24 protein-coding genes and 1 pseudogene are annotated in these 23,724 nt (G+C 62.7%); 14 read left to right on the top strand and 11 right to left on the bottom strand.

Annotation, left to right across the window (positions count from 1 at the left end; genetic code table 11):
• Positions 1–164: 164 nt before the first annotated feature.
• Positions 165–881: a PP2C family protein-serine/threonine phosphatase gene (locus ACX80J_RS14510; RefSeq protein WP_459348236.1), complete on the bottom strand. Its 717-nt coding sequence runs from the start codon at positions 879–881 to the stop codon at positions 165–167.
• Between the two features lie 11 nt (positions 882–892).
• Here ACX80J_RS14510 and ACX80J_RS14505 point away from each other — a divergent pair, with 11 nt between their 5' ends.
• Positions 893–1,069, top strand: coding sequence for a CsbD family protein (locus ACX80J_RS14505; RefSeq protein WP_459348235.1), 177 nt, complete (start codon positions 893–895; stop codon positions 1,067–1,069).
• Positions 1,070–1,224: 155 nt separating this feature from the next.
• Here ACX80J_RS14505 and ACX80J_RS14500 read toward each other — a convergent pair whose 3' ends face one another.
• Together ACX80J_RS14500 and ACX80J_RS14495 are read right to left on the bottom strand one after the other, a co-directional pair.
• Positions 1,225–1,629 carry a MarR family winged helix-turn-helix transcriptional regulator gene (locus ACX80J_RS14500; RefSeq protein WP_459348234.1) on the bottom strand — a complete coding sequence of 135 codons (405 nt, stop codon included), beginning with the start codon at positions 1,627–1,629 and terminating at the stop codon, positions 1,225–1,227.
• Positions 1,626–1,952, bottom strand: coding sequence for a DUF3040 domain-containing protein (locus ACX80J_RS14495; protein WP_459348233.1), 327 nt, complete (start codon positions 1,950–1,952; stop codon positions 1,626–1,628). Before ACX80J_RS14495 ends, ACX80J_RS14500 begins: the two co-directional genes overlap by 4 nt.
• A gap of 364 nt (positions 1,953–2,316) precedes the next feature.
• On the opposite strand from ACX80J_RS14495, the gene ACX80J_RS14490 reads away from it, so the two are divergent.
• The 10 genes and pseudogenes from ACX80J_RS14490 (at position 2,317) to ACX80J_RS14445 (ending at position 11,548) form a co-directional block, all read left to right on the top strand.
• Complete coding sequence (locus tag ACX80J_RS14490; protein WP_459346299.1) at positions 2,317–2,940, top strand: hypothetical protein; 624 nt, start codon at positions 2,317–2,319, stop codon at positions 2,938–2,940.
• A 135-nt stretch (positions 2,941–3,075) separates the two neighbouring features.
• On the top strand, positions 3,076–3,951 hold the full coding sequence (locus ACX80J_RS14485; RefSeq protein ID WP_459348232.1) for a YsnF/AvaK domain-containing protein: 876 nt from the start codon (positions 3,076–3,078) through the stop codon (positions 3,949–3,951).
• A 219-nt stretch (positions 3,952–4,170) separates the two neighbouring features.
• Entirely contained in the window at positions 4,171–4,473 is a 303-nt protein-coding gene (locus ACX80J_RS14480) for a hypothetical protein (RefSeq protein ID WP_459348231.1), read from the top strand.
• A 118-nt stretch (positions 4,474–4,591) separates the two neighbouring features.
• On the top strand, positions 4,592–4,915 hold the full coding sequence (locus ACX80J_RS14475; protein WP_459348230.1) for a hypothetical protein: 324 nt from the start codon (positions 4,592–4,594) through the stop codon (positions 4,913–4,915).
• Between the two features lie 875 nt (positions 4,916–5,790).
• Positions 5,791–6,591: a GAF and ANTAR domain-containing protein gene (locus tag ACX80J_RS14470; RefSeq protein ID WP_459348229.1), complete on the top strand. Its 801-nt coding sequence runs from the start codon at positions 5,791–5,793 to the stop codon at positions 6,589–6,591.
• 823 nt (positions 6,592–7,414) lie between these two features.
• On the top strand, positions 7,415–8,224 hold the full coding sequence (locus ACX80J_RS14465; protein ID WP_459346293.1) for a GAF domain-containing protein: 810 nt from the start codon (positions 7,415–7,417) through the stop codon (positions 8,222–8,224).
• A 136-nt stretch (positions 8,225–8,360) separates the two neighbouring features.
• Positions 8,361–9,017, top strand: a complete 657-nt coding sequence (locus tag ACX80J_RS14460; RefSeq protein WP_459348228.1) for a GNAT family N-acetyltransferase — start codon at positions 8,361–8,363, stop codon at positions 9,015–9,017.
• A gap of 1,045 nt (positions 9,018–10,062) precedes the next feature.
• Positions 10,063–10,299, top strand: a pseudogene (locus ACX80J_RS14455) (helix-turn-helix domain-containing protein); the annotation flags it as partial.
• A 347-nt stretch (positions 10,300–10,646) separates the two neighbouring features.
• Positions 10,647–10,778, top strand: a complete 132-nt coding sequence (locus ACX80J_RS14450; protein WP_459343165.1) for a hypothetical protein — start codon at positions 10,647–10,649, stop codon at positions 10,776–10,778.
• Between the two features lie 206 nt (positions 10,779–10,984).
• A complete protein-coding gene (locus ACX80J_RS14445; protein WP_459343166.1) occupies positions 10,985–11,548 on the top strand; it encodes a hypothetical protein in 564 nt (187 codons plus the stop codon).
• Between the two features lie 1,376 nt (positions 11,549–12,924).
• Here ACX80J_RS14445 and ACX80J_RS14440 read toward each other — a convergent pair.
• Both ACX80J_RS14440 and ACX80J_RS14435 read right to left on the bottom strand, forming a co-directional pair.
• Positions 12,925–13,638: a GAF and ANTAR domain-containing protein gene (locus ACX80J_RS14440; protein WP_459343168.1), complete on the bottom strand. Its 714-nt coding sequence runs from the start codon at positions 13,636–13,638 to the stop codon at positions 12,925–12,927.
• Positions 13,639–13,669: 31 nt separating this feature from the next.
• Positions 13,670–14,347, bottom strand: coding sequence for a GAF and ANTAR domain-containing protein (locus tag ACX80J_RS14435; RefSeq protein WP_459348227.1), 678 nt, complete (start codon positions 14,345–14,347; stop codon positions 13,670–13,672).
• 209 nt (positions 14,348–14,556) lie between these two features.
• On the opposite strand from ACX80J_RS14435, the gene ACX80J_RS14430 reads away from it, so the two are divergent.
• Both ACX80J_RS14430 and ACX80J_RS14425 read left to right on the top strand, forming a co-directional pair.
• Positions 14,557–14,874, top strand: coding sequence for a VOC family protein (locus ACX80J_RS14430; RefSeq protein ID WP_459348278.1), 318 nt, complete (start codon positions 14,557–14,559; stop codon positions 14,872–14,874).
• A 169-nt stretch (positions 14,875–15,043) separates the two neighbouring features.
• On the top strand, positions 15,044–15,820 hold the full coding sequence (locus ACX80J_RS14425) for a GAF and ANTAR domain-containing protein (RefSeq protein WP_459348226.1): 777 nt from the start codon (positions 15,044–15,046) through the stop codon (positions 15,818–15,820).
• 214 nt (positions 15,821–16,034) lie between these two features.
• Here ACX80J_RS14425 and ACX80J_RS14420 read toward each other — a convergent pair whose 3' ends face one another.
• The 6 genes from ACX80J_RS14420 to ACX80J_RS14395 form a co-directional block, all read right to left on the bottom strand.
• Positions 16,035–16,211, bottom strand: a complete 177-nt coding sequence (locus tag ACX80J_RS14420; RefSeq protein WP_459348225.1) for a hypothetical protein — start codon at positions 16,209–16,211, stop codon at positions 16,035–16,037.
• 751 nt (positions 16,212–16,962) lie between these two features.
• Positions 16,963–17,823 carry a GAF domain-containing protein gene (locus tag ACX80J_RS14415; protein ID WP_459348224.1) on the bottom strand — a complete coding sequence of 287 codons (861 nt, stop codon included), beginning with the start codon at positions 17,821–17,823 and terminating at the stop codon, positions 16,963–16,965.
• A 322-nt stretch (positions 17,824–18,145) separates the two neighbouring features.
• Entirely contained in the window at positions 18,146–19,087 is a 942-nt protein-coding gene (locus ACX80J_RS14410; protein WP_459348223.1) for a diacylglycerol/lipid kinase family protein, read from the bottom strand.
• An 81-nt stretch (positions 19,088–19,168) separates the two neighbouring features.
• Positions 19,169–20,845, bottom strand: a complete 1,677-nt coding sequence (locus ACX80J_RS14405) for an alpha/beta fold hydrolase (protein WP_459348222.1) — start codon at positions 20,843–20,845, stop codon at positions 19,169–19,171.
• 229 nt (positions 20,846–21,074) lie between these two features.
• Positions 21,075–22,196, bottom strand: coding sequence for a fatty acid desaturase family protein (locus tag ACX80J_RS14400; protein WP_459348221.1), 1,122 nt, complete (start codon positions 22,194–22,196; stop codon positions 21,075–21,077).
• A gap of 204 nt (positions 22,197–22,400) precedes the next feature.
• Positions 22,401–22,736 (bottom strand): hypothetical protein, encoded by a 336-nt coding sequence (locus tag ACX80J_RS14395; protein WP_459348220.1) that lies wholly within the window; start codon positions 22,734–22,736, stop codon positions 22,401–22,403.
• Between the two features lie 303 nt (positions 22,737–23,039).
• Here ACX80J_RS14395 and ACX80J_RS14390 point away from each other — a divergent pair, with 303 nt between their 5' ends.
• Complete coding sequence (locus ACX80J_RS14390) at positions 23,040–23,684, top strand: TetR/AcrR family transcriptional regulator C-terminal domain-containing protein (protein ID WP_459348219.1); 645 nt, start codon at positions 23,040–23,042, stop codon at positions 23,682–23,684.
• The last annotated feature ends 40 nt before the right edge of the window (positions 23,685–23,724 follow it).

The raw sequence follows: 23,724 nt of genomic DNA, 5'->3' as shown, positions 1-23,724 counted from the left end.
CCACAAACAGAGCACCCTGATGCTCATCGTCCTGCTGGCCCTGTCTGGAGAGCCTTGGTGGTCCGATCAGGTCCGCGGCGGCGTCGGCTGGGCTGCCCGGAAGTCCGGCAGAGCTGCATGACCCTCAAGGCCCTCCCCGCTCTGCGCTTGTCGCGCCGCTGGCGTCAGGAGAGTCTGTCGGGGTTCTTGCGGATTATCAGGACTGTCACATCAACGGCGGCGGGGCCCTTACGGCCGATCAACCGGTTCAGGTCGGCGGGAAGGTCCGTGCTGGCTGCCAGGCCCTCCAGTTCTCCAGCGAGTTCCTCCAGGTCTTCACCGAGCAGGTCCAGGACGCCGTCGCTGGGGACGATCAGCGCATCCCCGGGGCCCAGGGTGAGGGCATGGGTGTGCCACTGCATTCCGGGCAGGATCCCCAAGGGTGCACTGCTGGTGGGTAGCCTCCTGGCCGTCCCGCGAGCTGACCCATTGGCTGACCCGTGGGACGGTATGTGATGTGCGAGTCCGTGCCCGACGTCGGAATAACCGATGGTTCCGGTGGCCGGGTCAAGATCGCCATGGAAAGCGGTCGCGAAGGAATCGGTCCGTGCCAGGTTGGTCAGCATCTCCTCAGACATCACTGTCAACGCCCCCGCTGGGTCACGACCGGCAGCGGCACGAAGACCCGCACGGATTGTCGCGGCCAGGATGGCCGGACCGGTCCCCTTACCCATCACATCTGCCAGGGTGAAGCGGAAGGCGCCGTTGATGATCTCCCAGCCGTAGAAGTCCCCGGAGAGCTCACCGGCAGGCCGGGACGCGGCGCTGATGGTGTATCCGGGCAGGGACGGGACCTGCTCGGGCAGGTGTGCCCGTTGAATGACCACTGAAGTCGACGGCAAGGAGAAACATCATGGGGCTGGACGACAAGATCAGCATCGCCGCGCAGAAGCTCGGCGGTCAGGGCAAGGAAGCCGCCGGTAACGCGACTGGAGACGAGAGCCTGAAGGCCGAAGGCCGGGGCGATCAGGCCAAGGGTGACCTGAAGCAGGCCGGCGAGAAGATCAAGGACGCTTTCAAGAAAGACTGACGTTTTACCCGTCCGGCGCCTGGAGTAATCAGGCGGACGGATACGGAGAAGTGGAGGGAGTGCGCCCATGACGGGCGCACTCCCTCCACCCGTTCCGGCACCTGTCCACTCCTTCCCTGCGCATATGTCAACTCATAACGGGTAATGCGCGGGGGTCAGTGTTCGGTGCGGTTGATGATAGTGGAGAGGATCGGGCGGAGCGCTTCGACGTCGGCCGGCAGCTGAATCGACTGGAGGCATTCCTGGGCTGCGGCCAGGAGTGCCCTGCCCTGGTCGGTGATGCTGACTGCTACCTGGTTCTGGCTGAGGCCATGCTGACGAGTGACCCACTGTTGGTCCTCGAGCGTAGTCAGGACGACTCCGATGGTCTGTGGGCGCACAAGAACCAGTCGGGCGAGTTCGGATTGCAGCATCGGGCTTCGCTCGCTGAGGTGCTCGAGAATGTAGAAGCCCAGTTGAGGCAGTCCGAGTGCTTTGAGGTAAGCCGCGGACTTCCGTTGAACGGCGCGGGCCGCGAGGGACAGCAGGTGCACCGAGGACCAAGCTTCGGTCCCCATCATGACCCCTTCACGGCATTCCGGGTCGCCACCACAGGACGCCGACCGTAGGACGTGGGGGGCCGGAACTGAGTTCCGCCAAAGATCATGAGGACGAATCCCAGCACCCCGATCAGCAGGATCTTCACGACGACGGCCAGGGTTACGATCGTGAACGCCACCAGCACAATTACCAGAGCCAGCACTCTTCGGGCTACCCCTGCCGTGCTGGCTCTGTAGTGCGCCGACCTGCGGCTCCCATTCGATGGGTGCAACTGAGGTCTCCCAGCTGCCAGCTGCCGCTCGAGCTCGGCCCATTGCCGGGGTTCCTCGGCTGACAGCGCCATATCGTTCTCCCCTTCATGGGCACCGTTACTACGCTGCCTTTTCCCTGTACGTGCCGTGCTTCATCCCGACATCACGGGGCATACCTGAAGACGCGGGAGGGATGCTGCCTTAGACCGCGCCCCTCCCCGTCCAGTCCCTCAGGGTGCCCTGGTGCGACCAGCAGATGAGGTGCCCCCGCACGACCAACAGATGTCAATCCCAGATTAGAGTTCCCCCGAAAAGAACACAAGGGTACTGATCATCAGTTTCCTTAGGTATTTTGGTGGGAGGGCATTCCTCCTCGGGCAGGCGTCGGATTCCCCGCCCGCCAGAGAAGCGCCAACCACCGACCAAACCAAAGATTTCGTATGCGAAGGACATGACATGGCAAAGGACAACACCTCGGGGTCCAGTACGCCCAGGGCGCGGAAGAACGACGTCGTCGCCGCGCAGAAGGAACGCTTCGGCGGCATCAAGTGGGGTTCGGCGTTCTTCGGATGGCTCACAGCCATCGGACTGACCGTCCTGCTCAGCGCACTGGCAACAGCAATCGGGGCCGGCGTAGGAGCCGCGAACACCAGCGGAGCCCAGGACGCCGCGAACCAGGCAACCCAGAACGCGGACACACTCAGCATCATCAGTGGCATCGTGCTCGCCATCGTCCTGTTCCTCGCCTACTACTGCGGCGGCTACGTCGCAGGCCGCATGGCCCGTTTCGACGGCGTGAAGCAGGGCGTCGCCGTATGGCTGTGGGGCATCATCATCGCCATCGTCGTCGCGATCCTCGCCGCCATCGCCGGCAGCCAGTTCAACATCCTCTCCAGCATCGGCGGCGCCCCCCGAATTCCGGTTGATGGCAGCCTGCTGACCGCCAGCGGTCTGGTCGGCCTGGCCATCGCCGTGCTCGTCCCCCTCATCGGTGCGATCCTCGGCGGCAAGGCCGGTATGCACTTCCACCGCAAGGTCGACCAGGTCGGCATCAACCACCAGGCCGGCCTCAACGGCTGACCCCCGCATCACCACGACCGACAGTGGACAACGGCCGAAAAGCCGTTGTCCACGGGGTCCTAGGCACTCCCCCAAGACCGTAACCAACCGGATCTCACACCCCGTTCCATTCATCCGACTTCCAGGGAGCAGTTCATGATTACGCAGAACCACATCGACACCATTCTTTCCGGCCGCGGCCACGTCCTGGATTCCCACGGCGCGAAGATCGGGTCCGTCGGCCAGGTCTACCTGGATGATCAGACCCAGGACCCGAGGTGGGTCACCGTGAAGACGGGCCTGTTCGGCACCTCGGAGTCCTTCGCACCCCTGCAGGGCGCGAACGTGACCGGCAACGACGTCACCATCGGCTACACCAAGGACCAGGTCAAGGACGCACCCCGCATCGAATCCGACGGAGACCTCAGCCCCGAAGAGGAAGACACCCTGTACCGCCACTACGGGCTCTCCGGACACACTGGAACCACTGACTCGAACACCACGAGTCTGACGACCGGGACGACGACGGGTACGACCGGGTTCGAGCTTGGCTTCCAGGCTGGCGACGAGCGTCACGACCGCAAGGACACCGTTGGTCACGACACGTCCGGTCCGACCACCGATGACGCGATGACCCGCTCGGAGGAGCAGCTCCACGTCGGGACCGAGCGCCGCGAAGTCGGGAAAGCCCGCCTGCGCAAGTACGTCGTCACCGAGACCGTCACCAAGACCGTCCCTGTGTCCCACGAGGAAGTACGCATCGAGCGGGAACCCATCACCAATGCCAACCGGGGTGACGCCTACGACGGGCCTGCGATCAGTGAAGAAGAGCACGAAGTGATCCTGCACGCCGAGCGTCCGGTCGTGGAAAAGGAAGCCGTTGCTGTCGAACGCGTCCGCCTCGACAAGGAAACCGTTACCGAGCAGGAGACCGTTTCGGAGCAGGTGCGCAAGGAGCGCATCGAACTCCTCGGTGCCGACGGCACCACCGACGGCACCGATACCATCGACACCACCGGTCACCGTCGCTAGGTAGATCCACCGGCAGCAAACCCGCCGATAGTAGGTCATCCAGTAGAACCCAAGTCTACCGAGGGGCGCCGTACATGCGGCGCCCCTCGGCGCGTTCACGGAGGACCACCGGGCACGTGTCCACTCATAGGTCCAGTGAACAAGGAGCCGCTGCGGTATCCTCGGTTTCGCCTCTAGAAGCGGGGCATTCAGATTGCCAGCACGTGATTGAGGCCTTTCGTGAGCGATAGCAGCAGATTGGATCCGGACAAAGACTTTCCAGAGGATCTGACGTCGATAGATCGGGATGACCTGGACATCCTCAACAGCAGGAATCACCGGGCTCGGGACTTGCAGTACGTCCGCGACGGTGAGGTGGGTGCGGAGACCGACGGCCAGCACCACGAGCTACGGGAAGAGCTCGATCGCCGGCAGGCGATTCGCGACGCATCAGCTGACACCTCCGCCACGACCAAACCCGAGGCCGAGGCGGAAGAAGCCGAGGCCGGGGCCGAGGAGGACGTTAGGGTTCGCGAAGTCTGAGCAGGTAGGGGCTTTGGACGCGAGCTGCAACCCTCACTTTGTTCGTGCAATCCCCTTCACCGCTGCCTGCGGCCTTCGAGACGATTAACGGAACCGGGGAAGCGTGAGGGTGGTTTAGGTGTTGAACGCCGAGGAGCAGCGGCACGAGTTCGTGCGGATGATCCTGCAGGAGGACCTTGATCTGCACGATGTGTGGCTAGTGTATTTCGCGATGTCAGGTAGCGCGTCCGAGGAGGAAGTGGCCCTCTACACAGTGGGGATGATGATGCTACCGGAGGCCCAGCGTGACCTGCTGGCCCTGGCGGCACAGGAGTCTGCACAGAGTATTGGTATTGCGTTCCACACCAGATTCGAACCGTTCCTACGCCGGCTCGAGGACCACGGCGGCGACCAAGGCCAGGACCACGACAACCACGGCGAGGCGGACGACTACCGTCGCTGACGAGCGATGCCGATAAGGCCATCGTGCCGTCCCGCTAAGGGATCGACTACCGAACCGCTCGATCGCGGACGGTCAGGACGTGTAAACCATAAAGGTCGCGCCTGTTTTGCATGAACCTGGCAAAGCTTCCGTCAGTTCGGGCGCCTCGCTATATCCACCACCCAGGGACACCTGCTGGCCCAGCGGAATCGTGTCGAACCCAATGTCGAGCTCCCCTGCGTCGTTGAAGTGCGTGCCAGCAGGGAACTCGACGTTGTAGATCGTGCCGTCCGAGGCGTGAGCTAGCAGGCATTCGTCCTTACTGGTGAGCAGGACGCCCTCAAATAGTGCTTCAGGCCCGAATCGACCGTCGCGCTACTCATCTGAAACGAGCACTTGGAGTGCTGAGGACTTCTGCAGCCCGCCGGCAGCTTCGATGGTACACGCCGTCATGGATTGACCGCCGATCAAAGCGAGGGCGAGCACGAAGTAGCGACCCTTCACACTCATCACCTCCTGAGCAGTCAACTTCTGCTTCAGTGCATCACGCGACGCGAGGTGCCTGCCTGCGGGTGTCCTTCCGGGCTGTCAGTCAAAGGTCTTCCTTTATGAGGCGGCAGAGCTTACGTGTACCGCGGGTAGATCTTAGCCGTGGGGGCAAATTGAACAGCCTGGGTCGGCCAGTCCAAGCATCGTACGGATTTGGCTGGCGCCTGGAAGTGGCTTCCGCCGTGTTTGGCTGCAGGCGTCGGGGCTGTCGTGGGGTTAATTAGGACCCGGAGCGTAGCGTTGAGAGTGTCGTTAGTGAAAGAGCGCTGTAGTGATGATTATCGCCGTGTTTCGGGTTCTCCGGGCGCTGCCGCTCCGCGAACGCTGATCTCCTGGATAGGAGAATCATGAACGATCAACCCCTCCTCACCCTCGACGCCGAGGCCGCCTCACCCGCCCCGACGCCTAGTACTCAGCCGGACGGTCCCGTAGTGGCTGTCAGCGAATTAGCGGATCTGCAGGATCTGGTCCTCGACAGTTCGGGCGTGGAGCATTTCCTCGGTACTCTTGCGCAGCTCGCGGCCCGGCAACTGTCCGACCCGGGACGTGAGGTGTTCTGCGGGGTGACACTGCTGCGGCCCCGGCACGCCGAAACCGTGGCGAGCAGCAGCGAGAAAGCCCTGAAGCTCGACGAAATCCAGTACTCCTACGGGGACGGACCCTGCCTCACCGCAGCCCGCACCATGGAAACCGTCTACGTCCCTGACACGCGCATCGATGGCCGGTGGCCCGAGTACTTCGCGACCATCGCCGAACACGGCATGCTCTCCATCCTCGGCGTGCCCATTCCCCTCAAAGGCGAAGCTGACTGCGCGCTAAACCTCTACTCCAACACGGTGGATGGATTCACGCCGGAAACCGCCGCGGCTGCGGAAGTCTTCGCCCGGGAAGCGTCCAGATCCCTGCGTTTGGCGGTACGGATCGCGCACCTGTCCGACAAGGAGACCCACCTCAGTGCGGCCCTGGAATCCCGGACCGTCATCGACCTTGCCGCCGGGATCATCATGGGGCAGAACAAATGCAGCCAGGCAAAGGCCATGCAGATCCTCAAAGCAGCCTCCAGCGGCCGGAACATCAAGCTCCGCAACATCGCAGCCCGCGTCGTCGCCACCACCAGCGATGAAACGCCGACCACCCACTTCGAATAACTCGTAGCTGGCTCACATCATGCGCCCGGCTGGGTACAAAGCCGCTGTTTACTAAGGTTCCGGGAGCTTGCTCGTTGTTCGATTTGCGCAGGCTCTCCGCCTGTTGCCCGGATGTCTGCGGTGCTGAGGCGGGGGCGGCAGGACACGTGCGTTGCACAGCGTTCCTGCCGCCCCCAAGTGGCATCTGCCTACTGCTAGACATGTGAAGCCAGCGGAAACACTTAATATTCTGCTGCCCTCGGTAGGCCAACGGTGGATCTCGCATCGGGAGAGGTTCCCTGCGCATTGATGGTCGTGTAAGGCGCGCGAGTGTCATGGTCAGAACCTGAGGTGTCGCCAAAACCTAACGGTTGGTGAAACACGCGGACGATCCCTCAACAGTCGTGCTAGTTCAGGACTGCGATGTCGGTTGCAATACGATTTCGGCTCCTCAGCTGTCGTGCTGAATCAGACTGCCATCGTGATAGGAGTGACAGCTGTTAGTGGAATCAAGGCTCGGCACCCGCAGGTCAGCGAGTCCCTTAGTGTCCCGGCAGGAAGCCCCGCAGGAAGACGACGTTGCCCGTGATCCTGCCACCGTATGAGCCGGTGTACGTTCCGTTGCAGATTCAGGCTCACCTGTCGATCAGCCGTCCCTACGTAAAGGCGGGCGACGCAGAACGCGTGAAAACCCTACTGTTGAATCACTAGAGGAAGCGGATCAGGTGCCACACAGGGCCCCTGACGATTCGGTGGAGGAGTGAACGTGCTGGATGAGTACGTGCAGCAGTGGAGTGCGATTCAGACCGTCCGGGCAGCGAGCTTGGATACCAAGGACGTATTCATGGCGTACTTTGCCCTCACGGGCGACGCGGACGAGTTCGACGTCCAGGGATATCTGTCCGGCCTGGTGATGCTCCCGGTACCGGACCGCGACCTGCTCGCCCACGCCATCAATGAACTGCTCGACAGCACTGGTTCCATGGTTGACGGTGCGCACTACAGCAATCAGGGTGCGGCGTCGTCCTCCGGGTACGACGGTTACCTTCGCGACGTGGCTCTGTCCCCCGACGGATACGACTTCACCGCACCGCCGGTCGGGGACCACAGCACCAGCGCTTCCCTTGGTACTGCGGACGCTCAGGGTGCCGCGGATGCCCGGGCGGGAGGGATCGACGATGCAGGCCCGGACGAGCATGAATTTCGGCGCCTGCACGCGTTGCACGAGACCGGGTTGCTCGAGTCCGGGCCGGAGGAACGCTTCGATCGGATCACCCGGCAGGCCCGGGACCACTTCGGTGTCAGCTCAGCCTCCATCGCCCTGATCACCGAGGACGCCCAGGTCATCAAGTCCGTCGTCGGACCCATCGGCCAGGACCTCCCCCGAGGCATCGCATTGTGTGCGAAAACCATCGAACACGACCGCACCCTCGTCATCACCAATGCCGCCCTCGACCCGGAATGGCGTGATCACCCCCTCGTCACCGGCGCCCCAGGGATCCGCTTCTACGCCGGGCACCCCATCAGCACAGCCGCCGGCTGGCGCATCGGCACCCTCTGCCTGATCGATGACCAGCCGCGGTCCTTCACCGAGGAAGATGTCCAGGTCCTCAGACGCCTCGCCGCGCAGGTTCAACTGCACATCTGGGTCTGAACGACCAAACCCGAGGCGCTGTCATACAGCGAGTTGTAAGCCGACGTGGTGTCTTTTTCCAGTGTCTTGCCGATACTCTCGTCGTGACACCGGGGTCCAGAAAAAGGCCATCGTTATCACGAGCACAGGAATGGCCATGACAGAACTCCTGCACCCAGACCCCACCGAACCATCCACAGCCCTTGCGCTGGATGAGTCGAGCACAATCACCTCCTCGGCCGATTCCCGCAGCAACAGCCAGGCGCCCCGAGTGCGGACCGCCCGCCATGCGCGGGACAGCGCCGAGCTGGAGGGAACCCTGACCCCCGAGGACCTCGCCGCACTGCCCACTAGGCACCTGCGGATCTTGGTGAACCAGGCCTACCAGGTCATGGATACCGACTACCCGCCCACCGGGGCCATCGACCGTTACGAGATGATCGTCGAGGAGCTCGAGCATCGCGCACAGCAAGCCACCGAGGGCGGCGCCGAAGGCGGAGCCGAATCTGGCACGGTGCACCAGGTCAAGGAAACATTCCGCGATAACTCCCTGTACTGCCGGTTCGAGCTTTTCATCGACGGTGACCTCGCCGCATGTATGAAGTACACGATGAACGGCGGGCACGTCATCCTCATCGCGGGCATAGAACACCCCGAGTTCCGGGACCAGGGCATTGACGCGACCCTGATGCACCACATCGTGCTCAACACCCATAAACGACGCCTGAGCCTCATCCCGCAATGCCCCATGGCACATACCTTCCTCGCCGACAACCCTCAGTACCAGACCCTCACCGGCCGGCCTCGGCGCTAGGAGCCCGAAAGGTCCGCAGCTTCTCGCGGCCAGTATTCCGTCGACCACGCTCCGGGGCATGATCGGAGCAGAAGTGGAACCATCGGCGGATGAGCGGTAGGCATGGCGTACTTCCATGCCCGTCACCAACGCGTTTACCGGCTGTAGTAGTGCCAGTACCGGCTTGTGGCGTTCACGTCGGAGAGGAGCAGTACACCGCTGCCGACCGTGCCCCGCCCAGTGCTGTAGGGGTTCTGCTTCGTTGATCTGACGTTGTGGACGTACTGGTCGGCGTCCATGATGCGCGGCGTCTTCGAGGTGGTGAAGCTGATAGTGCTCAGCGGCGTGGACTTCTCGTGGACTTCTCATCGATGGCACCTCCGGATCTGGTGCAGACGCCTGCGTGGTGACACGTAGGTCTACAACCGTATCGAGCGGTTCTGGTGGAATGGGGATGCTTCCACAAATGCGCTCGGCTGCCACTGCACCACAATCGACCTGAGCAGAACCTGGAACAGATCCCTCCCCGAAGGGAGCACCGTACCCCTCTCGGGAGAGCTGATGCACCACATGCCATGCAGTGGGTTGCACCGCGAGGAGGAAACCAGGCTTTCGCCGCGGCCACAGGCGTCGGTCGTGGTTGGCGGCTTTTTCCGGCTTTCAAGTGTCTTGCAACCCTTCAGTGGTGCATTCCATATCCTGGAGGACAGCTTTCATCTGGAGGGATTACCTCGAACCCGACGGATGGCTGGTCCTGATGGGTGCAGGGGTCGCGTTTGACAGATCCGTAGGGACCGCAGACCTTATTGGTTGCTCCCGCAACAAGGAGACCGATCGCAATTCCTAACGGAAGAGCAACGCCGAGAATGTCTCCTACGGTGGTGTCGGATTCGAGCCTGACACTGTATCCGGTGCTGCGGATAGCTGCCCCATCTTCTCGGATGAACGGATCTTCCCGGCCCATTTGGTCCCAGTCGTTATTCCTGTCCTCTGCATCTAGAGTTCCTCCGAGGGAGCGTTCAGCGCTTACGGCGAGGGATCTTCCAGCACTGTCATGGAAGTGGGAGAACGCGACGATGACTCCAACACCAAACGCCGCGACGCCGGCCAAGACCTCGGCGGACGGCGACCCATCTTCTCGGACAGTCAGATCGCCAACGCTCGTCGGCTCATCGAGCAGGGCCAACCCGCCTCCCATGTCGCCCGCGACCTCGGCATGTCTAGGGCAACCCTGTACCGGCGGATCGCCCACCTTGATGCCCGACAGTGGATTGCCTCCCATCCGGGTACAACAGGCACCTGATCCGGAATACGTGGTGCACCGAATGCTCTATACATGGCGCTGGTACCACCCGCTGCGGATGGGGACCGGTTTCGCCCGTTTCGTCCTGGAAGGCTGACCTGCTCTGTGCCTTTCACCCTAAGGAGAGGAAGCGTGCATGCCTTTTCGTAGTCGCCAGACCCTTGAACGTTGGGTTCAAGAGTTCCGAGACACACGGGAAGGAGGTGCGCTGATCACCGTCCTCGTTCAGGACGGGGTCGACGGCGCTGATAACGGCCTGGTCACAGTTCCGCTGCGCGATGACGGCACCGAAATGTACATGCAAGCCAGTTGCCGTCGATGACCCGCGGTGGTCCATCACATTCGGGATGCACGACAGCGACACAACACTCACCGCCCCCGAGCTGCAGGGGCTCGCCGTGGAACTGCTGGTCGCCGCATCACTATGCCAGTTCCTCCAGGAGAAATCCATCGGACACGAAGAAGAACCCGAGGGGTGATCTGGTGGCGCCATCGGATTCCTCACCGGCACGCGCAGACGGCACTGGCCGACCTGCGCCGGCGACTAAGCCATACCGCCGAAAGCCCTAATAGCAAACGAGCGCGTGCAATCTTTCCTTGACACTGGGACCTCGGAAAGAGAGTCTTATTCTGTCGCCCCAGACCCTGGCGCACAGCCGTTCACGCCGTGCCAGCAGGGAGTGCCATGAGGCAGACACACCAGAACCCGGACGAGTCGAATCTCCGTCATGGGGTGACGATGGCGCCCCGGGGGGACAACACCACGCATGTGGAGGCGTTAAGTGATCGCCAGGCGGTGATCGCGGTGATGACCAGTGGTGGCCTCACGTGTGATGAGATTGCCCTCGTGCTACCCATTCCGATACGTACGATAGAGGATGACCTGCAGCGGGCGATGAGCATTCTCGGTCTTTCTGACACCAAAGATCTAACGCACCTTGTCGTTGCAACGCACTACGACCGCGTCCGGCCCACCTCTCGATTCCTCAAACACCGGGTGGAGGATGCTGCCCACCTGACAGATAAAACGCGGGACAGTGATGCCCCCACACTGGGTGAATTTTCACAAGCATCGCGGGGAGTTGATACTGACGTTCTCGCCGCCGTCAACACCAGCAGCCACACCGGCGGCTCGGCGAACTCCTTGGTACTACTGGACGCAATCGAAGCCGCACAAGCGCACACTCAAGAACTAGGGGATCCACACGGTCCCGGGTCGGGCAGTGTGGGGATAGGGCGGCCGCGGTGATGTTGCCGGATAAGGAGGAAGAGACGCAGCGCGTCCTCATCCATGCAGCGATGACCGCTTCCAACATTTCCTGTTTGTATGCCTGGCGGCGTTACGCCCAATACACCGGAGTCGTTGACCTCTTCGGGATCCGCGCCTACCTTGAAGGGCTGGTCTCTCTGCCCTTGGAGGAGTGTAATCTTCTTGCGCACGCGGTCAACGAACTCATAGACGAACGGCCTCCGCCTCCTAGGGCCCCTCATCGCGGTCCCATACCTTGGGCCCTGAGGCCCAGCAGCCCCAGTGAACGCGACGAGGCCCCCGATGAACTCCTGACCCAATGGCTCATGGAAACCTCCGCAGAAACGACCTATTGGTGGGAGGCCTAGGATCAAACTCCACCACGTTGCTGAGCCTCACGGCACCTGTGAAGGAGAGATTCCGTACTCTGAATCCTGGCGTCATACCTATCAAATAGGACCTGTTGCCGACAGGGTCAGTGCTGCCAGAGCACACGCGATCGGACCGGTCGGCTGTACGAATTGCATTCCTACTATCGGTACCGGTGGGCCGCTGATGTTTCGGGGCCGAAAGTCCCCACCTGAACGCCGACGATGGGCATGCGCCACTGATCCTCTGCGTCGGGCCGTCCTGTCAGGTGTGCCCGCACCCGAGAGCTTAGTTCCCCGCTCGTCTGCGTCTCATCAACCACGTCACGCAGTAGGTGGCCTCCGTGGCGGGGCAAGGACACTTTTGTTCCATCAAGGAACGACAGGATGAACTTCACTTGGGTATGCGTACGACCCTGCCGTATTGCCTGGACCGCTTCGTGTTGCAGGGCGCCAGCGGCGTGATCAAAGACCCGACTCGGTTGGTCGAACACGGGATGGGAGGGACGAACGACTGTGTGAAATGCTACCCAGTGCAAGGGATGAACATCGGCAACGACTGTCATCGCACCGATACGGGCACGGATCTGCAGCCACAATAGGTCATCGGCTACCCCGGCCTGCCGGGCCAGGACGCCTCGCACACTACATGCATCCCACAAAGACTCAATTCGGTGGCGTACCGCTGGAACATCTGCACACGTCACCGCAAGCCCGTCGTCGTCTTCCTTGACATCGACCCTGAACACCAGCATTCCGCACCGCCTGCCCGGGCGCGGAGGGCGCCCGTGCGCCCACAGTAAAAGTAAAAGCACAACACCAGCAACCCAAAACTTCAGGCCCAAGTCCCTCCGCTGTCATGGGCAACATCAAGTCGCGGGTAGCGGCCGGGACTTTACTGGCTCACCGACAGCAGGGGTCATACCGATTGCTCTCAGACAGTAGAACCGGGTCGTCCTCGCAGACGGCCAGTCGGGTAGCGGTTGCGGTCTGGAAGGGATGGGGTGATTAGAGCGTGAGGGTGCGGCTCAGGACCGCTTCTGCCGTGGCGCGCAAGCTTGTGTTGTGCGCGCGCGCATGGGCACGGAGTCGCTGGAAGGCCTCGTTCGTGTCCACGGTCGAGATGTGGGAAATCATGCCCTTGGCCTGCTCGATGAGGATCCGGCTATTGAGTGCGCGCTGCAACTGATCGTTGACCACAGCCGATTCCTGGATGGTGCGCTCCTGCAGGATGCTGATCGTCGACACGTCCGCCAGCGCCTGGCCGATCGCGACATCCTCGTCGCTAAGTTCACCCCTGTCGACGCGGAACAGGTTCATCGCGCCGATGGTCCTGCCGCGGACCCGCATTGGGAAGGCGTGAACCGACTGGTACCCCTGCGCTGCGGCCGCGTCCTTGAATTCGGGCCACCGGTCTCCGGTGCCAGCAATGTCCCGGATAGTGACCGGGACGCCCGTGACGTAGCACTCGACGCAGGGGCCGGCCCCCAGTTCCTGCTGCAGGACTTCCACGAGATGGCTCTCCTCGCTGGTGGAGGCCAACACCTGCAGGACCCCGTCCGGGCCGGCCAGCATCAGGCCGGCGGCGGTCGCATCGAGCAGGTCCACGCATTCATCCACGAGGGTGTGCAGCAGATCCAGCACGTCGTACTCGTCGACGAGGGTGTCCGCGATCCTCACGAACGCAGCACTGACCCGGGCAGCTCGGGTAGATATGTCCATAAACCCAATTTTACGGCCCCTTGCCGCACGATCAGGGAGTTGGGGGCGGTGTGAAATCCAGCCGGCGTTCCAGGACCTCGATGGAAGTTTCCCGCACCGTCTGCCCATGCGCGAAGGCGTACCCCCGCAGCAGGAGCAACGCGTCGGCCGCTGTCCCCCCAACCTGAGCGAGCACCATACCGGTTGCCTGGTGTATCTCACGGCGTGACGGGGACAGACCAATCTCGGGAGAACCGTTCCCGGACTCCGGGACGAGGACTCGCCGCAGCAGACTCCAGGCCGCCCCGTCGACCAGCGCGCGTGCGGTGACCATTTCGGATTCGCTCAGGTCCCCTGGGGTGGTCCTATAGAGTTCGACGACCCCGATATCCATGGCGCCGACGACGAGGGGGAAGACGAAGAGGCCCTGCGCATCGGTGTCTGTCAGGGCCTTCCCGAAGACGGGCCACCTCTCGTGGGGCATCGAGCGGACATACGGCAGGAGGACCGGCGCCCTCATGCGAGCAGCCTCCCACCGCGGGCCCTCCCCCAGGTCGAACTGCAACTCATCCAGCCTTGCGGCTAGTTCATCACTGGCATGCAGCCTGGTCTCCTGCGGGGAACCGCTGAACGCCGACAGCGCGGCCCCCGTCACTGGCAGCATTTCAATGAACGACGCACACAGCGTCGCACACAACCCATCGAGCCCGGATAGATCCTCCCCGCTCACTCGCCCACCGCCTGGACGACGATGACAAGGAGATAGGACCAGCCCCACATCTTCCTCACCCTTCCATGGACTCGACAGTCAGTCACGTAAACCATTGCCTACGACGATCGCCCTGTTAGTTCTTCCACGTCCTTCACCGACCCACCACGGACCAGCAAGGCGACGTCATAAGCTTAGACACCGACTAACTAGCGCCGGAGAGCACCGCACTGCAGATCTATGGGAGACGGTGCAGGGATGGTCTTCGTGCCGGTGACAGACCAGAAGGCACGAATTGCCTCCACGTCGGCTTTCGTCCGGACGATCCAACCGTCGAGATAGACCGCATCGTGGCTCGTGGTGGCCGCAAGATTGACATCGCTCGAGGCGTGCAACCGTGGACTGGGCTCGCGGACCCGGCGGGCAACGAGTTCTGCATCCCGGGAGCCAGAAAGGCAGTTCCGACAACTGACGTTGCGGGCAACCCAGAACAAGCATGCGTAAGCCGATTCACTTACGGGCCGCTCGAGGGAACCTCTGGGTCGTAGGGCCGGGTCGTAGGGCCAGTGCTGGTGGGCGGGGCTGGTCCCCCGGGTTTGTGTACGAACGCCGGGGTTAGAATTGGTTCGATCATCTAGCAAATCCGGGTTCCATCCGGATGGTGCCAGGCTTTTGAGCGTGGCCGCAACGGTGAGAATCGCTGAAAGCCGGAATACTATGCCTGACAATGACCCACGCACGGATGTCTCAGCTGAGATCCCTGCTGAAGCTTTCGCCGATGTGTCGGTTTCAGGGATGCTGCAGGACATGGTGCTCGAAAGCACCGACATCGAGAATTTTCTGACAAACCTGGCAAAGCTAGCCGCCGCGAGGTTCTCATCCCCTGACACCGAAGTCCTCGCGGCGGTGACACTCCTGCGGCCGCGCACGAAGATCACTGTGGCCAGCAGCAATGAACACGCGAAAAAGATGGACGAAATCCAGTACGCCTTCGATGACGGGCCCTGCCTGCGCGCCGCACGCGAGGTGAAAACCCACACCGTCGTAGACTTCCGCACCGAGACCAGGTTCGGCGGTTATCCGAAAGCCATTGCTGATCACGGCATCCTTTCCGGCCTGGGGGTTCCGATCCCGCTCGACGGCGATGCTAATGCGGCGATGAACCTCTACGCCCTGAACGCGGACCACTTCACCGCTGAGGACATTGCCGAAGCCGAGATGCTGGCACGCCAGGCATCGAAGTCACTCCGCACGGCCGTACGAATCGCGAAAGCCACCGACACCACTGATCACCTCAGAGCAGCCATGAACTCCCGCACCGTCATCGACGTCGCAGCCGGGATCATCATGGGCCAGAACAGGTGCAACCACAACACGGCCATGACCATCCTCAAAGCCGCGTCCAGCGGACGAAACATAAAACTCAACGTCATGGCCCTCAACGTCGTGCAGTCCCTCGGGCAGGGAGTCCCCAACACCCACTTCGACGCCTGAACGCATCTGGGCAACGACCACAGTGGGCTGGACAGTAAGCAGTAAACCACTCATCCCAGCACCAAACTTGCAGTCGCGCCTCATCCTCCGCCGGCGACCAATCCCCCCTGCTGGCACTTCAGGTAACAGCCGCGACCAGCTGGCACGATACCCGGTCATCGAGAAGACCTCAGGTATCGGCGTACATCTCCGTCACGGCGTGAGCGAGCAGTTCCTAGTCCAGTGCCGGCAGGGGCATCAGTGCGTGCAGGTACGCGGTGACCTCCAACTCGTTGACGCTGCCGCCGATACTGAAGTAGTACAGCCATAACTCATGCGCTGTGATGTGGGCCCGTTCCATGGCGTCGACGATGTGGGTGTGAAGGGCCTGCCCTGAACCGTCCTGATTCACGGGCGCACACACCTTGTAGTGTTCGAGATTGCCGGGTGACACCATAAGGCTAAACAGGCTTACCAGCCCCCCGCAGGACGAAAAAGTTCTTGCCCACAGCAACACTTTCGGGATGATCCACGATCGACCTTCGCCCGCCCCACCAGAAAGATTCCAGCCTCATGGAAGATTCCAGGTACTTCTGGGAGACTCCCACGAGACAGCGACGAATGCACTTCACATGTTGTAGTGATGCACACCCGGTGGTTGATTTGAAGAGAAATAGTAGTCCTACTAAAGATGCGCGGAGCGGCAGCTGCGTCGTTCAACCGCTGAGTGTCAGGTGTGCTTCCGGGTTCGTGGGGTAGTCAGGCAGCCAGGTCAGGGCCTGGTTGCGGCTGGGTGAGTACCGGGTCGGGTAGCGCGGGTGGCGAACCTCGATGAAATGATCCGCGAGAATCCGTAGCAGGCGGACCCACCGATGCCATCGCCGCAATGTTCAGTTCGTTGGCGAACTGGACGAGGGCGTTCCTGCTCGGGGTCACCCCGCCGCTGAGCTCGACCAGTATCGGTGGACATACGTCCGTGCTGATCACATCAGCGCACTCGATGGAAGCTACTGCGTCGGCTCTCAAGGGGGCTTCAAACACGCACAACGTCACGTTGCGCGACTTGGCGAACAGTATCGTGGCGCACGTCGGCGGCACCCCGACCACGTACTTCATGCCGTGGCCGCACTTCCAGCGGATCAGGGCCGCTTCCGCTCCGGCTTCTACTCCTGCTCCGCCAGTCCGGTTGGTTCTACGTCCTCATCGCCGAGTATGCGCGGGCCGTTGATCTCATCCTCGACCTGACGAGCCAGGGCACGTAGTTTCCTGCCGTCACTCATGGAGTACTCCCGCGGCTTTTGGTCGATCACACACAGCGTCCCGATCGTCCACCCGCCGGGCCCGCGGAGCGGGTATCCGGCGTAGAAGCGGATGTAGGGCTCGCCCGTGACCAGGGGGTTGTCCTTGAACCGGTCGTCCTCGAGAGCGTCACGCACAATCAGGGGGCCCGCATTACGGATCGTCGCGTTGCAGAACGAGATCTCCCGCGGCATGTTCTGCTGGACCGGCCCGATGACGGACTTCAGGAACTGCCGCCGGTCATCGATGAGAGCCACGATCGAGGAGCTGACCCTGAAGTAATCCCTGGCTTCCTGGGTGATCCGATCGAACCGCTCCTCCCGCTCCGTATCCAACAGATCGGAACGGGTCACCGCGTGTAGGCGTTCCTGTTCCCGTTCCTCCGCCGTGAACAGGAACGCACCGGCAGCGCCGAGCTCGTACCGGGACCGTGTCGATTCCGTTGACGAGTCAGCTGAGCAGCGGTTCACCCTCTCCTTTGCACCACGGTCTACCAGGAGGTCGTTCATTGCATCGGCCAGGATGTCGCATTCGTGGTCCTGCAACAACAGCAGCCCGCCCAGGTAGGCATCGAGTTCGCACTGGGATACCGACCCACCCAATCCGTAGTACCTGATCCAGACTTCCTCAAGGGACAAGCCCGTTTCGGACAGGACCGCCCTCATCTTCTGCACATGCACCGGTGAACTCATGACGCGAACCTTTGTATCGACAGTCCTGCCCAAGCCGTTGGATCGTCGTTGTAATGCCTACCGACCAGTTCCCGCGCCCATTACTCAGCTGGCTTATGGTCTGAGGTTACCAACCACGGGGAGACGCAATACCAGATTGACGCTGGATCAGCGACCTGTACATCAAGTCCGCTCAGTGGGTGGGAGTTGCATTGGTTCCTGCTGCGTTCGAAGAGCGCGGGCGTCTCGGGACCTATGTCGGTGAGCAGGAGACGAATGATCAGGGAAGCACTTCTCTGTGGTGTACGACTCAGGGGCTTGCCTGACGAACCGGCCATTCGTGCAGGTATCCTACGAGGCTGGTTGGGGGTGCTGATCAGCCGAGGATGGCCAGGGCCCGGTGGGCGCTGTCGATGATGACGGTGGTGTTGGCGTCGACGTCCTTGACCTCGCCGTCGATCTGATACGGCATGGGTTTCAGGGCCGAGAACTTGTACTGCGTGTAGCTCGGCTGGTCACCAAGACCCTTGGTCGAGGCTCGGAGTGCGGTGAGCAGGATCCGCCACTTGGCCATGTGGGGGAAGATGACGACTTCGAATTTCCCGTCAGCGGGGTGGTCGCTGGCCTCGCTCAGGGTGGCGTACTTCGCCATCTGCGAGATGTTAGCGAAGACCAGGCTGTCGAACGTCCGGCGTTTCCCGTCGCTCTGGCGGATCTGAAACGGCTTGAACTTGCTGAAGGTACGTACCACGGAGAGCATTTCCTTGATCGCGCCTTTGCTGCCCTTCTCGAGGTCGATCGCCATGATCGGTGTCAGACCGAACCCGATGTAGGAATGCGCATAGATCGGCTCGGGGTCCGGCCGGGATCTGGACGCAGACCCGGACGTGGACCCGCCGTAGCGGATGCTGAGCCGCAGCAGATCGATGCGCCGGACGTTGCCCTCGATGATTGCCTCTGCCAGGGGTTGCCGTCCGGTGACACGGCTGTGGTCATTGGCGTTCCCGGCCGCCAGGACCGCCGATACGGCATCGTCCCGGCCGCTGGCCATCACCCCGTTGACCACCTCGTTGTATCCACCGTCGCCACTGACCGAGACGACCAGGGCGTTACCTGCCGATGCCGCTTCCCGGGCGAGGTCGACGGCGTGGCCTGCATGCTCTGTAGGGGTCAATCGGACATCGGTTCCCGGGAGCCTGGGTGTGAGCTCGTCGTGGAGTTCCCGGGCCAGTGCTGGGGCGTCGCCGGTGCTGTTGGGGTTGAAGATGATGGTGATCGTGTCGAACCTGCGAGGCCATTGCGTTGATGTCTGGTCCATGTCTCTTCTTTCCGTGGGAGGGTTTCGCTCATACGGCGGCGTTATTGATGACCGCCTCGGCAGGTCGGCTTTGATAGCGGATTATCGACGAACGAGGAAACTGGTGACGGCAGCTGCTACCGTGCCGGCGGCGCTGTGGTGTGCCGCGTGGGGTGCGCCGTCGATGGTGCCTGCTTCTCCGTGGTGAGCGGTGCGGGCGAGCCGGTCTGACCACGCAGCCCCGGCGACGACGTCGCGTGAACCACGCAGGACCAGCACGGGCTGCCCGGCCAGGGGCAACCGGTCCTCGATCGGGTAGCTCATCGCCAGTTTCAGCTGGGCCAGGTACCAGCGCGGCCCGCACCGCAGGACGTCGAAGAACTGCACCGTGCTCAGCAACGGCTTCTCAAAGATCGAATTCACGCCCAGCCTCACGGCCTGCTGCCAGACGGTGCGGTGGTCGACGTCGATGGCAGCACCGATGAGGACGAGGTGCGACACCAGATCGGGGCGTCCGATGGCCAGTTCCGTTGCGCTCTGCACTCCCATGGAGTGACCGACGACCACGCAGGACGACGCACCGGCTTCGTCGAGTAGTCTCCCGATCAAGTCGGCTGTTGCTGCATTACTCGACGCGCGCTCCGGTCGCCTCGTCCAGCCGTACCCCGGCAGGTCGATCAGGTGCACATCGCCGTGGGCGGCAAGGACGGCGCCGAGGCGGCGAAAGTACCGGTGGGACATGCCGATCCCGTGGATGAGCACAAACACCGGCACCGGTGTTCCATGGTGCGGGTCGACGCGGCCTTCGCGGCCTGGACCTGCGCCATGAGCAATGAAATAGGCCCGGCACTGCCGGTCCCCCACCGTGATACTTCTCAGCTCGAGCACCCCGGGAAGGGATTGGAGCCCGGCGGTGTAGGACCTGGAAGAACGGGTAGAAGAAGCGTGCGCGTGCTTCTCCTGGAGCAGCTCGCCCTGCAGCGGTCGGTCACCTGCTCGCCCATCCGCTGGCTCGTCTGACTGGTCAGCAGCCGGCTCCTCTATCTGCTCACTTGCCTGCTTTTCCACCGCGTTGAGAACTGCTGCACTGAGCACCGCGGCGGCGATCGCGGCGGCGCCTCCGCGGTGGGCGGCGTGTGGTTGTCCCAGTATCTCCACGAGGTTCCCGTCTCGGGCGTTGCAGCTGAGTTTCTCGCACCAGTCGTGGCCGGAGATGATATCGCGGGTGCCCCGGATGACCAGGACAGGGCGATCGACGAGGGGCAGCCGGTCATCGAGGCGATAGTCGAGCATGACGGGTAGTTCCCGTAGGTACCAGCGGATCCCGCACTCGGCGTAGGCGGTGCCGACCATCAGGTTGGTGACGGGCCGTTCGATCAGGGTGTCGGCGGCGAGCATGAGTGTGTGCTTCATGGGTGAGCGGTGCTCGACGTCGGTGACGGGCCCGATGAGCACGAGCTGGGACACGAGGTCGGGTCTGCTGATGGCGAGTTCGGTGACGAACTGGGCACCCATGGAATGCCCGATCAGCACGCACCCGCGGGCACCCTCCTCGTCCAAGGTGCGGGCTATCACAGCCGCGTAGTCCTCCACACTCATCCGGCGCTCCGGTTTCGGCATGCCACCGTAACCAGGCAGGTCGAGGACGAGGGTGTCGCCCTGCTCGATGAGTCTGCGCTGCAACTTGTCGTAGTAGCGGTGGGACATTCCGATGCCGTGCACCATCACGAACAGGGGCCGGACTCGTCCGTGGCCCGCCGCCCGGCGGGACAGGTGCATCCTGCAGGATAGGCGCCCACGCACGTCATCGATCTCGATCGTTCTCGTGCTCGCGACGGTTGCGGCAGTGTCAGCAGCGTCAGTAGCGTCAGCAGTGTCGGCGGTTTGTGTTGGCATCATTGGTTTCTTATGGTCTAGGAGTTCTTGGGGGCCGACTCGCGGGATCCTGGGGTATGACGTCCCGGTCGTCGCGTCCAGGTCGTTCGCCGTCAGTTCTGGAGCAGGTACGTCAGGGCCGGCGGTAGCGGTTGACCTGGGGGCAGTCGAAGGGATCGCGCGCAGCGAGGCCGACGCGGTTCAGGTAGGAAACCACGGCTCCGTAGGATGCCGCGACGCCCACCTCGGTGTACGGCACGCGGAGGCGCTCGCAATGCTCCCGGACGATGACGGCGGCGCGGCGGAGGTGCGGGCGCGGCATGTCGGGGAAGAGGTGGTGCTCGATCTGGAAGTTCAGGCCGCCGAAGGCGTTGTTGACGAAGGACCCGCCGCGGATGTTGCGCGAGGTGAGGACCTGCTTCTGGAAGAAGTCCAGCGTGCTGTCCCGCGGCACCACGGGCATGCCCTTGTGGTTCGGCGCGAAGCTCGCGCCCATGTAGATGCCGAACACCGCCAGCTGGACGCCCAGGAAGGCGAAGGCCAGGCCGACGGGGAGGAACCAGAACAGGATGCCGAGGTAGGCACCGAAGCGTGCCCCGAGCAGCGCCAGCTCCACCCAGCGGCCCTTGATGGTGCGGCGGGAGAACAGGGTGCTGATGGAACGGGCGTGCAGGTTGATGCCCTCCAGGGTCAGGAGGGGGAAGAAGAGGTAACCCTGGCGCCGCGTGATCCACGCTTGCAGGCCGCGGGCTTTGGCGGCGTCCTCCTCGAGGAACGAGATGGTGTCCACCTCGATGTCCGGGTCCTTGCCCCGGGTGTTGGGGTCGTTGTGGTGGCGGGTGTGCTTGTCCATCCACCACGCGTAGCTGATGCCGACGACACCGGCTGCGAGGATGCGCCCGGACCAGTCGTTGGCGCCCCGGGTCCTGAAGATCTGGCGATGCGACGCCTCATGGGCCAGGAAGGCGATCTGCGTGAGGACGACGCCGAGCACGGCCGCGACCAGGAGCTGGAACCACGTGTCGCCCAGGAGCGCGAAGCCCGTCCAGGCCGCGCCCATGGCCAGGGCCAGGACCGCGAACACAGAGACGTAGAATCGCCGACGGCGGTTCAGGAGGCCCTCCTTGCGGACCTGCTTGAGCAGGACGGAATAGGAGGCGACGATGTCGTTCGGCTTGGAGATACGGACGATGCGCGGGGCAGGCGACTGTGTGTTTCCAGCAACGGGGGCGGCAGAAGTAGCGAGGTCACTCATACGGGTCCTTGGCATTCATGGAACTGCGTTCGTGGGAGCACTGGTGGGCGTACTGATCGAGACAATCAGCGGGAGACTTACTGGCGAGCATCCGACGGGCCAGTTGGAACTGGTGTCCGCCACCGGCGGCGGATCGAACCCGCTGGATACAGGTGATCCCCGCACCGGAAGTAAGTAGCTCCGGTGCGGGGATGACGGGTGTCGTCAGACGCTGTAGTACTCGCGGCTGCCGGACTTCGCCAGACCACGGGCCACCATGTAGCCGATGGTGAGGAACGTGATCAGTTCCATGCTTTGGTGGGCGTTGAACATGTCGATGCCGTCCTCGCCGTCGCCGTCGCCGACGACCATCGCGGTCACGACGGTCGCGATGACCATGGCGACGTAGGCGAAGAACTCGGTGGTTTTCGTCGAGGCCTTCGTCTCGGTCGAACGGCGGGTCTCGACCCGGTTCCCGGCACCGTTGTGGCCGGGGTCATTCTCGCCTCGGATGTCGCTGTGGTCTTTATGGGTGGTGCTGTGCACAGTGCTATTAGCCAAAGGGGTTCTCCTGAAAAAGATAAGGGCACCGAGAGTCGGCGATGAAGGCCCGGATCGGGCTGCTTCATGGATGTGAGCTGGAAGGGTCCGCAGTCTGCTCAACGGTTGCTCTACGCTGTAGACTCTACGGTGTAGAGCAGTGGATAGCAAGGCCGCTTACAAGCCTCGAACCAGGAAGTGGTGTTCAGGATCGCGAACAACCGGAACGATCGACCGTCCTCCCCGACCGTCGACGGCGGGGCTGAGCCCCCGGACGACCCGTCGCGTCCAGGTCGTGCGCGGGGCTCCCTCAGCCGGGAGATCGTGCTGCAGACCGCTCTGGATCTTGTCGATGAGGACGGGCTTGACGCCCTGTCGATGCGGCGCCTGGGGGCCCGGCTTAACCGGGATCCCATGGCGCTTTACCGGTACGCGGCCAACCGGGAAGCTTTGCTCGATGGATTGACCGAACTGCTGCTGGACCAATGGACGATCCCGGCCCCGGATAGGACTCAAGAGGCGTGGCAAGGGAAGCTTCGTCGAGCCGCCCATGATTTCCGCGACCTGACGCTGCAGCACCGTAATATCGTCCCCCTCCTGGTCACACGCCCCTTGTCGACGCCCCTCGGGCTCAGGCCCCTCGGGGCGCTGAGACCCATCGAGCGGATCCTCACCACCCTGCGGGAAGCAGGCTTCGATCCCGCCGGAGCACTCCATGCATATCGCACCTACTACGGGTTCCTGCTTGGGCACCTTCTCAACGAACTAGAGGAAGTCGTGGTGGACCCTGACGAAGACGAAACCGGACTACGCATGGGCCTCCACCGGCTTCCGGAGAAGGACTTCCCACACCTGCGCGATCTGGCACCTCTCCTGCTGGCCTACGACGGTCAGGCAGAACTTGACCAGGGCGTGACCATCGTCCTCCAAGGCCTCCAGTCACAACTGCACGCAGCAGGGTCACGATGAGACCACCGAAACAAGTCTTAACAGCGATTGAGCCAACCCC

The sequence above is a fragment of the Arthrobacter rhamnosi genome, assembly GCF_054510975.1.
Note: the sequence above shows the minus strand (reverse complement) of the source record. Positions and strands in the feature narration are given on the sequence as shown.